Origin of the sequence: Clostridiisalibacter paucivorans DSM 22131 (assembly GCF_000620125.1) — a bacterium.
Taxonomy (GTDB): Bacteria; Bacillota; Clostridia; order Tissierellales; family Clostridiisalibacteraceae; genus Clostridiisalibacter; species Clostridiisalibacter paucivorans.
The window spans coordinates 16,832-29,789 of the sequence record NZ_JHVL01000044.1; the positions used below are offsets into that span (position 1 = coordinate 16,832).

At 34.2% G+C, this 12,958-nt stretch carries 12 protein-coding genes and 1 rRNA gene; all 13 read left to right on the plus strand.

Annotation, left to right across the window (positions count from 1 at the left end; all coding sequences use genetic code 11):
- Window positions 1–16 precede the first annotated feature (16 nt).
- On the plus strand, window positions 17–1,384 hold the full coding sequence (locus tag Q326_RS0111720) for an N-acyl-D-amino-acid deacylase family protein (RefSeq protein ID WP_026895569.1): 1,368 nt from the start codon (window positions 17–19) through the stop codon (window positions 1,382–1,384).
- Between the two features lie 19 nt (window positions 1,385–1,403).
- Complete coding sequence (locus Q326_RS0111725) at window positions 1,404–2,567, plus strand: M20 family metallopeptidase (RefSeq protein WP_026895570.1); 1,164 nt, start codon at window positions 1,404–1,406, stop codon at window positions 2,565–2,567.
- Window positions 2,568–2,610: 43 nt separating this feature from the next.
- Window positions 2,611–3,000, plus strand: a complete 390-nt coding sequence (locus Q326_RS0111730; protein ID WP_026895571.1) for a thioesterase family protein — start codon at window positions 2,611–2,613, stop codon at window positions 2,998–3,000.
- A gap of 5 nt (window positions 3,001–3,005) precedes the next feature.
- The gene (locus Q326_RS0111735; RefSeq protein ID WP_250160339.1) at window positions 3,006–4,685 is read left to right on the plus strand and encodes a formate--tetrahydrofolate ligase; all 1,680 of its coding nucleotides are present in this window, start codon (window positions 3,006–3,008) and stop codon (window positions 4,683–4,685) included.
- Window positions 4,686–4,833: 148 nt separating this feature from the next.
- Complete coding sequence (locus Q326_RS0111740) at window positions 4,834–5,823, plus strand: biotin--[acetyl-CoA-carboxylase] ligase (RefSeq protein WP_026895573.1); 990 nt, start codon at window positions 4,834–4,836, stop codon at window positions 5,821–5,823.
- 169 nt (window positions 5,824–5,992) lie between these two features.
- Complete coding sequence (locus Q326_RS0111745) at window positions 5,993–6,751, plus strand: ECF transporter S component (RefSeq protein ID WP_026895574.1); 759 nt, start codon at window positions 5,993–5,995, stop codon at window positions 6,749–6,751.
- A 75-nt stretch (window positions 6,752–6,826) separates the two neighbouring features.
- The gene (locus Q326_RS0111750; RefSeq protein ID WP_431188267.1) at window positions 6,827–7,603 is read left to right on the plus strand and encodes a type III pantothenate kinase; all 777 of its coding nucleotides are present in this window, start codon (window positions 6,827–6,829) and stop codon (window positions 7,601–7,603) included.
- A 43-nt stretch (window positions 7,604–7,646) separates the two neighbouring features.
- Window positions 7,647–8,621, plus strand: coding sequence for a tRNA dihydrouridine synthase DusB (dusB, locus tag Q326_RS0111755; RefSeq protein WP_026895576.1), 975 nt, complete (start codon window positions 7,647–7,649; stop codon window positions 8,619–8,621).
- A gap of 223 nt (window positions 8,622–8,844) precedes the next feature.
- Window positions 8,845–9,321, plus strand: coding sequence for a transcription elongation factor GreA (gene greA, locus Q326_RS0111760; RefSeq protein ID WP_284071438.1), 477 nt, complete (start codon window positions 8,845–8,847; stop codon window positions 9,319–9,321).
- 20 nt (window positions 9,322–9,341) lie between these two features.
- A complete protein-coding gene (gene lysS / locus Q326_RS0111765) occupies window positions 9,342–10,814 on the plus strand; it encodes a lysine--tRNA ligase (RefSeq protein ID WP_026895578.1) in 1,473 nt (490 codons plus the stop codon).
- A 289-nt stretch (window positions 10,815–11,103) separates the two neighbouring features.
- Window positions 11,104–11,661, plus strand: coding sequence for a uracil-DNA glycosylase (locus Q326_RS0111770; RefSeq protein ID WP_026895579.1), 558 nt, complete (start codon window positions 11,104–11,106; stop codon window positions 11,659–11,661).
- Window positions 11,662–11,687: 26 nt separating this feature from the next.
- Window positions 11,688–12,290 carry a uracil-DNA glycosylase gene (locus tag Q326_RS0111775; RefSeq protein ID WP_245592098.1) on the plus strand — a complete coding sequence of 201 codons (603 nt, stop codon included), beginning with the start codon at window positions 11,688–11,690 and terminating at the stop codon, window positions 12,288–12,290.
- A 213-nt stretch (window positions 12,291–12,503) separates the two neighbouring features.
- A 16S ribosomal RNA gene (locus Q326_RS0111780) occupies window positions 12,504–12,958 on the plus strand; the annotation flags it as partial.

Below are 12,958 nucleotides of genomic sequence, written 5' to 3' on the forward strand. Positions count from 1 at the left end.
AAAAGGAGGGAAAAAAATGTATGATTTAAAAATAGTTAATGGTAAAATTATAGATTTAGATGCCAATGGATTTATTGATGGAGATATAGGAATAAAAGATGGCAAGATTGTTGACGTGGGAAATTGTCCATCAGAAGGGAAAAATACTATAGATGCTAAAGGGAAAATTGTATCTCCAGGATTCATAGATATCCATATGCATGAAGAAAAGATTGGATATTCTACTGATGGAGATGATTATGACATAGCTAATAATATGATTAAAATGGGGGCTACCACTTGTGTAGCAGGTAATTGTGGAAACAATAGACAAAGTGTTGAAGAATTTTTTGATTTTATAAATAAAAATGGGTCACCAGTCAACTATTTATCGGCATTGGGACATAATTATTTAAGGGAAATGGTAGGAATAGACAATAGATATAGACATGCTACAAAAATGGAAATACAAAAGATGCAAGATATAGTAAAAGAGTCTATTGGGAGTGGTATAATAGGTATATCATTTGGACTTGAATACTCTCCAGGAGTAGAATTTGAAGAGGTTATAGAACTGTGTAGGCCTTTGAAAGGGGATAGATTTTTGATATCTGCCCATTATAGAAAAGATGCTAAATATGGTATAAAATCTATAGATGAAATGATAGAAATTTCTAAAATTACAGGATTACCTATGCAAATATCTCATCTTGGTAGCTGTACTGCATATGGGATGATGAAAGAATCTCTAGAAGTGATTCAAAAGGCCATAGATGATGGAGTAGATGTTAAGGCGGATTGCTATCCTTACGATGCCTTTAGTACTAAGATAGGTTCAGCCGTATTTGATGAAGGTTGTCTTGAATTATGGAATAAATCTTACAATGATATATTGCTTACTGAGACGCCATACAAAGGCATGAGATGCGATGAAAATATGTTTTATGATGCCAGGGAAAATCACCCTGAAATGCTAGCTGTGGCATTTGTTATGAATGAAGATGAAGTAATAGAGGCAATAAAGGCTCCTTTTGTCATGGTAGCCAGTGATGGTATATATAATAGGGGGCAGGGACATCCTCGGGGAGCAGGTACTTTTCCTAGAGTTTTAGGTAGATTTGTTAGAGAACAGGAAGCATTATCCCTTATAGAGGCTGTAAGGAAGATGACATCTATGCCAGCAAAGAGATTGGGACTTAAATCAAAGGGAAAAATAAAGCCTGAATTTGATGCAGATATTGTTATATTTAATCAAGACACCATAATAGATGGAGCAACATTTGAAAATCCTACATTACCACCTAATGGCATAGATTATGTTATAGTTAATGGGCAAATAGCAGTAAAAGAAAATAAAATTATTAATGGAAGGATAGGAAGAGTTATAAAAAGAGAGGAATTATAATATAGGGGGGCGTTAATATATGAAGGAAGATATAAAGAATATTATAAAGGATATAAAAGAAGAATTGATAGAACTTAGTGAATATATCTATAAAAATCCTGAATTAGGATATGAAGAATATAAGGCCTGTGATGTCCATGAGAGACTACTTCAGGAACATGGTTTTAAAGTAGAAAAAGAGTATATGGGTATGGAGACAGCATTTAGGGCTGTATTTGATAGTGGAAAAGAAGGACCTACTGTGGCATATTTATCAGAATACGATGCCCTTCCTGATATAGGCCATGGATGTGGGCATAATATTCTGGGGACTACAAGTACTGGTGCAGGAATAGCCCTTAGCAAATTTTTAAAGGATTTGGGAGGTAAAGTGGTAGTTTTTGGGACTCCAGCCGAGGAAACCAGTGGAGGTAAGGTTTATATGACTGATAATGGTGCATTTGATGATATAGATATTGCATTAATGGCCCATCCTGCTGAAAAGCACTATAAAAGTGGTGCATCTTTGGCTATGGATGCCATAGAATTTGTATTTAGAGGAAGGACAGCCCATGCAGCATCTAACCCTGATAAAGGTATAAATGCTTTGGATGCAGCTATAAATACATTTAATAATATAAATGCAATGAGAGAGCATATACGAACTGATGCAAGGGTACATGGCATTATAAAAGACGGTGGAAGGGCAGCCAATATAGTACCAGATTTAGCAATAGCACAGTTTTATACCAGGGCCACCACAAAGACATATTTAAAAGAATTATCAGAAAGGGTAAAAAATTGTGCTAGAGGTGCATCGTTGGCAGCAGGTACAGAACTTGAGATTAGAAATTATGAGGCATCATATGATAACCTGATAACCAATAGTATTTTATCAGATATATATGTGAAGCATCTTCGTGATATGGGAGTTAAGGATATCCAAGAACCTAAAGAGAGTTTTGGTTCATTAGATGCAGGAAATGTAAGTCATGTATGCCCTACAATACATCCTTATTTTGCAATAAGTGAAAAGGAAATAGTAGCTCATACTAGAGAATTTGCAGAAGAGACTATTAAACCATTTGCCTATAGTCAAATGGTAAAGACTATAGGGGCATTAGTGTGGACAGGATTAGATGTGATAAAAGATAAACAATTGTTAGATAGCATAAAAGCTGAATTTACTAAAGTAGAACCTTAATTATTATGTTATAATGTTGTTGAATACTTGCGGAGGTGATTTTATGGAGTTTAATCTTAGAATAGGTATGGAGGCAGAGGTTGAAGCATTGGTAGATGAGAATTCAACTGCTGCAAAATTTGGAAGTGGTGGTATAGAGGTATATGCTACTCCTATGATGGTGGGGCTTATGGAAAATGCAGCACTTACTGCTGTAGATAAAGAATTGGGAGAAGAGTATTCTACAGTGGGAATAAATGTAAATGTGAATCATATTGCAGCTACACCTGTGGGAATGAAGGTGAAGGCATTGGCTAAATTGGTAAAAATTGAAGGAAAAAAGCTGTATTTTGAGGTAGAGGCCTATGATGAGAAAAAACAGATAGGCAAAGGAAGACATACGAGGTATATAGTGGACTCAAAAAAATTCTTAGAGAAAGTAAAGGAGCTTTAATTATTATGAATAATATAAAGTCTGATATAGAGATAGCCCAAGGGGCAGAGATGGAAACTATAGATAATATTGGAACAAAACTGGGTATAGAAACTAAGTATATTGAATTATATGGAAATTATAAGGGTAAAATATCCAGTGATATATGGAATGAAATAGAGGGTAAAAAAGATGGCAAATTGGTGTTGGTCACTGCTATAAATCCCACTGCAGCAGGAGAAGGAAAGACTACTACTAATGTGGGGTTAAGTATGGCATTGAATAAAATAGGTAAGAAAGCTGTATCTGCATTGAGGGAGCCATCCTTAGGGCCAAGTTTTGGAATAAAGGGTGGAGCAGCTGGTGGAGGATATGCCCAAGTAATTCCTATGGAGGATATAAACTTACATTTTACAGGGGATATACATGCCATTACCACAGCTCACAACTTATTGGCAGCATTGTTAGACAATCACATACATCAAGGTAATAAATTAAATATAGATACTAGAAAGGTTGTATGGAAAAGGGTATTAGATATGAACGATAGAGCCCTTAGGAATATAGTCGTAGGTTTAGGGGGCAAGACAAATGGAGTCCCTAGAGAAGATGGATTTGATATCACAGTGGCATCAGAGATAATGGCAATTTTATGCTTAGCTAACGATTTAATGGATTTGAAAAAGAGATTGGGTAGGATGATAGTTGCATATAATCATGACGATGAACCTATAACAGCAGATGATCTTGAAGCTACAGGCGCATTGACTATTTTACTTAAAGATGCAATAAACCCTAATTTAGTTCAGACATTGGAAAATACCCCTGCCATAATACATGGAGGACCCTTTGCCAATATAGCCCATGGATGCAATAGTGTTATGGCTACAAAATTGGGACTTAAGACTGCTGATTATGTAGTAACTGAGGCAGGATTTGGAGCGGATTTAGGTGCTGAAAAATTCTTTAATATAAAATGTAGATTTGCAAGGCTAAATCCCGATGCCGTAGTTATAGTTGCCACTGTGAGGGCATTGAAGATGCATGGAGGAGTTGCTAAGGCAGATTTGAGCAAGGAAAATATAGAGGCATTGAAGAAGGGCTTTGGGAACTTAGAAAAGCATATTGAGAATATATCTAAATTTGGAGTACCTTCTGTAGTAGCAATCAATAAATTTCCTACAGATACAGAAGGAGAACTTAAATTAATAGAAGACAAATGCAAGAAAATGAATGTGGACGTGGTACTATCAGATGTTTGGGCTAAAGGTGGAGAAGGAGGAATAGCCCTTGCTGAGAAAGTAGTGGAAATATCAGAAAATAAGTCTTCTAACTTTAAACCTATATACGATGAGAATGATACTATTGAAAACAAGATTGAAATCATAGCAAAAGAAATATATGGGGCTAATGGAGTGGAATTTAGTAAAAAGGCCTTAAAGAATATAAAAAAATATAATGATATAGGATTAGATAAATTACCTATATGTATGGCAAAGACTCAATATTCCCTTTCCGATGATCCTTCCCTTTTAGGCAAACCTGAAGGATTTACCATAATAGTAAGGGATATTAGGGCTTCAGCAGGGGCAGGTTTTTTAGTTGCTCTTACGGGAAATATAATGACTATGCCAGGTCTGCCTAGAGTACCTGCTGCAAATAAAATGGATATAGATAAAGATGGAGTGATAGAAGGATTGTTTTAATAAAAGGTTAGTAGTTCGCAACGAGTAGTTAGTAGTTGATGATGAAAAACCTATGAATTTCATCATTAAACTATTAGCTACTAACGGCTAACTACTAACCTTTTTTGTTGTGTTATAATCTACTAAAAACAATGGGAGATTTGCGGATATGAAAGAGAAAATAATAAAATATTTAAAGGACAATAAAGAAAGTTTTATGTCAGGACAACAGATAAGTGAAAAATTAGGAATAAGTAGAACTTCAGTGTGGAAACATATAAATCAATTAAAGGCAGAGGGATATGATATCAAGTCTTTTTCAAGAAAGGGATATAAACTGATGGATATACCTGATATACTTACTGAAGGTGAAATAAAAGATATGCTCAACACGAAATTTATAGGTAAGCATATAGTACATTTTGATACTGTAAAATCTACTAATGTCAAATCAAAGGAGTTAGCAGAAGAAGGTGCATTAGAAGGAACTGTAATTTTAAGCGAAGAACAGATAGGGGGTCGTGGAAGGCTAGGAAGGGATTGGATTTCTCCCAAAGGTAAGGGCATATGGATGTCTGTAATTTTAAAACCAAATATTGATCCAATACATGCGTCTAAAATTACTCAAATAGCAGCGGCAGCAGTTTACGATGGGATAAAGAATATAGGCTTAGATCCAGGGATTAAATGGCCTAATGACATAGTGTTAAATGAAAAAAAAGTATGTGGCATATTAACTGAAATGAGTGGAGAATTAAATAAAATAAATTACATAGTAGTAGGGATTGGGATAAATGTAAATCTCAATGAAAATGATATTCCTAATGAAATAAAAGATAAGGCTACATCTATATTGATAGAAAAGGGATCCAAGGAAGATAGAAAAAAATTAGTATCAAATATTTTAAATAAATTTGAAATTTTATACGATGAGTTTATAGAATCAGGTAAACTTACAGAGACTATAGATATATGTCGTGAAGGTTCAGTATTATTAGGAAAAGAGATTAGAATACTTTCTCAAGGAAAAGAAAAAGATAGGGCTATGGCGGTTGATATAGATGATAATGGGCAGTTGATAGTGGAATATAGAGATAAAAGGAGAGAGAAGCTATTTTCAGGAGAAATTTCAATAAGAGGAATTAATGGATATTTTTAAGCTATAAAAATACTAAGATTTTGAAATTAGTTGTTGCATATCTATATTAAAACTGCTAAAATAAAAGACGAAAAATGGCTAGCATCATAAGAGCTAGACCCCTTTTTTTAAAAAAAATAAAAATTCGACTAGTATCCATTATATGGAACTAGAGCGGGAGGTTGGAAAAATGTTAAAAAGTAGTTCTATGTCTTTATCGGTAAGAAAGCTTACCATTGTAGGAGTATTGGGTGCTATATCTGCGGTATTAGGATTGACGCCACTGGGCTTTATTCCTATAGGGCCTACTAGGGCCACCATTATGCACATACCTGTAATAATAGGTGCTATAGTTGAAGGACCTGTAGTAGGGATGTTGGTAGGGCTAATATTTGGAATTTTCAGTATGATACAGGCCATAATGAATCCGACACCGGTATCCTTTGTATTTCTGAATCCATTGGTTTCGTTATTACCTAGAGTGTTAATTGGTTTAGTTGCATATTATTCCTATATTGTGTTTAAAAAAATGGGAAGAGGTGCCTCTATTGTTACACTATTTATTATATGGATGTCAACACTTATATATTTAATAAAAAGTTTTATTACTCAGCTTAATACTGAGGGAATAGGTATGTGGCAAATTGTATTATCTGGGTTATTAGTGTTAGTGACATTGATTATAGGATATTTAGCACAAAAAAAATTAAATTATAAAGCATTAGAAGTAGTTATATCTGCTGCATTGGGAACATTGACAAATACAGTTTTAGTGCTATTTATGATATATATATTGTATGCTCAACAATTTGTTGAGAAAATAGGAGGAAATACTGATTTGGCAGGCAAGGTGATTTTTGGGATAGGAATAGCCAATGGTATTCCTGAAGTGATAGTTGCAATGCTTATTGTAACTGGAGTTGTAATGAGTTTAAGAAAACAACATTAGAGAAATAATTTGATTATAAGTTTGTCAACAATCTAAAAGCAGGCTTAATGCCTGCTTAATATTTCAAAAGAGAAGGTGAAAGTTTTGATTTTAGTTTTTGATGTGGGGAATACCAACATAACTCTGGGTGTATATGAAGGAGAGGAATTATTAAATTTTTGGAGAGTGGCTACAGATAAAAATAAAACTTCTGATGAATATGGTATGTTAATAGATAGATTATTTAAATATAATGGTCTTGAATTAGAAGAAGTGGAGTCTATTATAATATCCTCGGTAGTTCCTCCTCTTATGTATACATTAGAAGCAATGAGTATAAAATATTGTGGTAAAGAACCTATAATAGTGGGACCCGGAGTAAAGACAGGTATGAACATAAGGTATGATAATCCCAGGGAAGTGGGAGCAGACAGGATTGTAAATGCTGTTGCTGCATATAAGAAGTATGGTGGCCCCCTTATAATAGTTGATTTTGGAACAGCTACAACATTTTGTGCAATATCTGAAGAAGGAGAATATTTAGGAGGTGCCATATCACCAGGAATAAAGATATCTAGTGAGGCATTATTTCAGAGAGCAGCTAAACTGCCAAAAGTAGAGATTAAGAAACCAAAAAACATAATATGTAGGAATACTATATCCAGTATACAATCAGGAATAGTATATGGATATGTGGGAATAGTAGATTACATAGTTGATAGGATGAAAAAAGAGATTGGCAAAGAAACTAAGGCAATAGTAGGTACTGGTGGATTATCTACCCTTATAGCATCAGAATCTAAAACCATAAATAAAATAGATAAGATGCTTACACTAGAGGGCTTAAGAATTATATACGAGTTAAACAAGTAGTCGAGAGACTGCTTTTTTTGTAGATATGTAGAGGTGATATAATATGAGGATAGGAAATACAAATCTTGAGAACAATATATTTTTGGCCCCTATGGCAGGTATAACAGATATGGCATTTAGGATAATATGCAAAGAAATGGGAGCAGGGCTAGTATATACAGAAATGGTTAGTTGTAAAGGGCTTTACTATGGAGATAAAAAAACTCAGAGATTAACTGAAATAAGTTCCGATGAAAAGCCCATAGGTGTACAGATATTTGGTTCAGATCCCTATATAATGTCAGAAGTAGTAAAAAGATATTTAAATGCCAATGAAGATATAGATATTATAGATATAAATATGGGATGTCCTGCACCTAAAATAGTGAAAAATGGTGACGGGAGTGCATTGATGAAGGAGCCTTTGCTGATAAAAAAAATAGTGGAGGAGGTAGTAAAGGCATCGGAAAAGACAGTGACAGTTAAAACTAGAGTTGGATGGGATAGAGAATCTATTAATATACTTGAAATTGCCAAAATAATTGAACAATGTGGTGGTAAGGCACTAGGATTACATGGAAGAACCAGAGAACAATTTTATTCTGGAGATGCTGATTGGGATATGATTAAAAAAGTAAAAAAATCTATAGATATACCTGTCATAGGAAATGGAGATATATTCGAACCACAAGATGTAAAAAGGATGTTAGACTATACTGGATGTGACGGTGTTATGATAGCTAGGGGTAGCAGGGGAAATCCATGGATATTTAGAAGGGCATTACATTATATTAATACAGGAGAAGTTCCCGCTGAACCTAATCCTAAAGAAAAAGTAGATGTAATAATTAGGCATTTAGATCTGTTAGCGTCATTAAAAGGAGAAGAGGTAGCAGTAAAAGAGATGAGGAAACATATAGGGTGGTATGTAAGGGGAATGAAAAATGCTACTGTTTTAAGGGGAAAAATTAATAAGATAAATGATAAAGAGGAATTGGCTGATGAACTTAAAAAGTATTTAAAATTAATACAAGAATAATTGGAAAAATTTAAAATAATCTGTTATAATCGTTGTAATATAAAAAGTATTGGACACATATAATATCCATATAATTTCAATTGATTGTAAAAATCTTGACAACATAATACTACTAAATTATAATAAACAACATATATAAAGAGTTAGTATATAATTGTCAATAGCAAGTTGATATTTAAATTTAAATCTTAGATAAATTAATAGAAAAAAGGAGAGAGTTTTGGTGACGCAGAAGCAAGTGGTTTTAACCCTAGAGGGATTAAAAAAAATAGAAAACGAATTGGAACATTTGAAAACAGTGAGAAGGAAAGAGGTTGCAGAAAGAATAAAGCAAGCTATAGCTTTTGGGGACATCAGTGAGAACTCAGAATATGATGAAGCAAAAAATGAACAAGCACAGGTAGAAGAAAGAATTTTCAAATTGGAAAATATGCTAAAAAATGCTACGGTAATTGATGATGAAGATGTTTCTTTAGATGTAGTTAATGTAGGGGCTAAAGTGAGAGTTAAGGATTTAGAATATGATGAAGAAGTGCAGTATTCAGTAGTGGGTTCTGCAGAATCAGATCCATATGAAGGGAAGATATCCAATGAATCTCCTGTTGGTGATGCATTGATAGGTAGAAAGGTTGGAGATATTGTTGATGTACAGGTTCCAGATGGTATAATAAGGTATGAAATACTAGAGATAAGTAGATGATATGGGAGGCGTATTAAGAGATGAACAATGAAAGTAACCTTAATGAAATGCTAGTTCAAAAGAGGGAAAAGTTAGAACAGCTAAAAGAAATGGGAAAAAATCCTTTTAAAATTGAAAATTATCAAGTAAGTCATCATAGTAAATACATAATAGAGAATTTCAATAGCATGGAAGGGCAAGAGGTTACAATAGCTGGAAGAATAATGTCTAGAAGGGGACATGGAAAAGCAAGTTTTATGGATGTTCAAGATAGTGAAGGAAGGATACAGGCATTTTTAAATATTAATAATTTAGGTGAAGATGAATATAAATTGTTAAAATTATATGATATAGGAGATATAATTGGAATCAAAGGTGAAGTATTTAAGACTAAAAGGGGAGAAATATCTGTAAAAGCAAAGGAAGTGACATTGCTTACAAAATCTTTACAGATTTTGCCTGAAAAATTTCACGGATTAAAAGATCCTGATTTAAGATATAGACAGAGGTATGTAGATCTTATAGTGAATCCTGAAGTAAAGGAAACCTTTGTATTGAGATCTAAAATCTTGAAGGCTATAAAGGAATTTTTAGATAATAAAGGATTTTTAGAGGTTGATACGCCTATATTGAATACTATAGCTGGAGGTGCAACAGCAAAACCATTTATTACTCATCATAATACCTTAGATATAGATATGTATTTGAGGATTGCCAATGAGTTATATTTAAAGAGGCTTATAGTAGGAGGATTTGATAGAGTATATGAAATGGGCAGAATGTTCAGAAATGAAGGTATGTCCATAAAACATAACCCCGAATATACTGCAATAGAGTTATATCAAGCATATGCAGATTTTAATGATATGATGGAGATTACAGAAAATGTTGTGGCCTATGCAGCTAAGAAGGCATTGGGAACAACTAAAATAAATTATCAAGGTACAGATATAGATTTGACACCGCCATGGAATAGGATGACTATGGAAGAAGCAGTGAAGGAATATGCAGGAGTTGATTTTTCAGAAATAAATACTGATGAAGAGGCAATTAAGGTCGCTAAAGAAAAGGGCATAGAGATTACTGCTGGGATGAAGAGAGGGCATGTTATAAATGCACTATTTGAAGAATATGGTGAAGAACATCTAGTACAGCCAACATTTATTACTCACCATCCAGTTGAGGTCTCTCCATTGGCTAAAAGAGACCCAGAAGACCCAAGAAGAACTAAGAGATTTGAAGCATTTATGAACACTTGGGAAATTGCCAACGCGTTTTCAGAGTTAAATGATCCAATAGACCAAAAACAAAGATTTGAAGATCAGTTAAAACAGAGAGAAGCTGGCGATGAAGAGGCACATATGATGGATTTAGATTTTGTAAATGCATTAGAAGTAGGATTGCCTCCAACGGGAGGACTGGGAATTGGAATAGATAGATTGGTGATGGTTTTAACAGATCAATCGTCTATAAGAGATGTTATACTGTTCCCAACTATGAAACCTATGGATTAATTGTGATAGTATAGTTTTGTAAGAGATAGTTATAAGTTAGTAGGTAGTAGCTATAAGTTAGTAGTTAATGGTAGAAATCCTGTGGATTTTGTCATTGAGCTACTAACAACTAACTTTTTATGCTTTTGTTATATTTAATAATCTAGGCACCCTATTTATGGGTGTCTTTTTTGTAAACTTTAAGTAGACTAAGGACTGGGAACTGCCAACTATAACCTATATATATTTGTAGATATTTAGTATATTGGGTTATAATATAAACTATAGGAAAATAGGGGGGGTGAAATCTGTGTATACCCTTGAGGAATTAAAAAAATACTGCATTAATTGTAAAAAGTGTAATCTATGTAATGGAAGAACTAATGTAGTTTTTGGAGATGGAAATGGGAATGCAGATATAATGTTTATAGGAGAAGGCCCTGGATATAATGAGGATAAACAAGGCGTACCTTTTGTAGGGGCTGCAGGTAAACTTTTGGACAAGATGCTCAACGCTATAGGCCTAAAGAGGAGCGATATATATATAGCTAATATAGTTAAATGTAGGCCACCCAATAATAGAAATCCTTTAGAAGAAGAGAGTAAACAATGTATTGAGTACCTAAGGTGGCAGGTGAAAATCATTAATCCAAAGATTATTGTATGTCTAGGTGCAGTTTCTGCCAGACATATTATATCTCCAGATTTCAGAATAACTAAACAAAGAGGTCAATGGATCAAAAAAGGCAGATTTCATATAATGCCTACATATCATCCTGCTGCATTGCTGAGAGATGCGAATAAAAAAAAGTATGCATGGGAAGATTTTAAAGCTATAAAAGAAATGTATGAAGATTTGAAAAGCTAGAATTATAAAGAGTGAAGGTGATAATTGTGGATATAGTAGATATAAAAGATATATATGAATTCAACGATTATATATCTTATAGATTTAGTGATAAAGATATAGTCTTTGGAAAGGGAGAATATAGTAGTAAAATAATGCTGATAGGAGAGGCGCCTGGTGCAAAAGAAGTGGAATTAAAGGCACCTTTTGTAGGTCAGGCAGGTAAATATCTAGATGAATTTTTAGATATATTAGGAATTGAAAAAAAAGATATATATATAACTAATACGGTTAAATATAGGCCAACAAAGGCTAGTAAAAAAACTGGAAATGCTATAAATAGGCCACCTACAGCTAAAGAAATAAGAGAATGGAGAAAATTACTTATTAAAGAAATAGGCATAATATCTCCTGAAATAATTGTGACATTGGGTAATACACCCCTTGGAGCTGTTACTGGGAATCTCAAATCTAAGATAACAACATATCATGGTAATATTATAAATCATAATATAAATGGCGTAGAATATACATTGTTTCCTTTGTATCATCCAGCAGCAGTAATTTATAGGAGGAACTTAAAAGAAGTATATATTGAGGATTTAAATAAATTAAAGGGATTATTGGATACAATGAATAAAAAATATTGATAATAAACAAAAAAACACTTGAAATTATTTTGGATTTCTGTTATATTAATACTTGTCCTCATTTACTGGAGGAAAACCACAAAAGAAATATATTAAAATAATTTCAAAAACATCTTGACAAAAGATATTTTATGTGGTAGCATAGTAAGAGTCATCAATAAAAGAAAAAAGTTGGTCTTTGAAAATTGAACAGTGCATGAGCCAGACAAATTTTATTTTGAGAGTTTGATCCTGGCTCAGGACGAACGCTGGCGGCGCGCCTAACACATGCAAGTCGAGCGTGAAGCTTTCAAAAGATCCTTCGGGTGAAATTAAAAGTGGAAAGCGGCGGACGGGTGAGTAACGCGTGGGAAACCTGCCCTGTACAGGGGGATAGCCTCGGGAAACCGGGATTAATACCCCATGAAACCTTAGCATCGCATGATGCATGGGTCAAAACTCAGGTGGTATAGGATGGTCCCGCGTCCCATTAGCTAGTTGGTAGGGTAAAGGCCTACCAAGGCGACGATGGGTAGCCGGCCTGAGAGGGTGAACGGCCACACTGGAACTGAGACACGGTCCAGACTCCTACGGGAGGCAGCAGTGGGGAATATTGCACAATGGGGGAAACCCTGATGCAGCGACGCCGCGTGAGCGATGAAGGCTTTCGAGTCGTAAAGCTCTGTCCT

Excerpts from the sequence above, each read along its gene's own strand:
- Q326_RS0111720 (WP_026895569.1), top strand. The coding sequence starts at position 17 with ATGTATGATTTAAAAATAGTTAATGGTAAAATTATAGATTTAGATGCC.
- Q326_RS0111725 (WP_026895570.1), top strand. The coding sequence starts at position 1,404 with ATGAAGGAAGATATAAAGAATATTATAAAGGATATAAAAGAAGAATTG.
- Q326_RS0111730 (WP_026895571.1), top strand. The coding sequence starts at position 2,611 with ATGGAGTTTAATCTTAGAATAGGTATGGAGGCAGAGGTTGAAGCATTG.
- Q326_RS0111735 (WP_250160339.1), top strand. The coding sequence starts at position 3,006 with ATGAATAATATAAAGTCTGATATAGAGATAGCCCAAGGGGCAGAGATG.
- Q326_RS0111740 (WP_026895573.1), top strand. The coding sequence starts at position 4,834 with ATGAAAGAGAAAATAATAAAATATTTAAAGGACAATAAAGAAAGTTTT.
- Q326_RS0111745 (WP_026895574.1), top strand. The coding sequence starts at position 5,993 with ATGTTAAAAAGTAGTTCTATGTCTTTATCGGTAAGAAAGCTTACCATT.
- dusB (WP_026895576.1), top strand. The coding sequence starts at position 7,647 with ATGAGGATAGGAAATACAAATCTTGAGAACAATATATTTTTGGCCCCT.
- lysS (WP_026895578.1), top strand. The coding sequence starts at position 9,342 with ATGAACAATGAAAGTAACCTTAATGAAATGCTAGTTCAAAAGAGGGAA.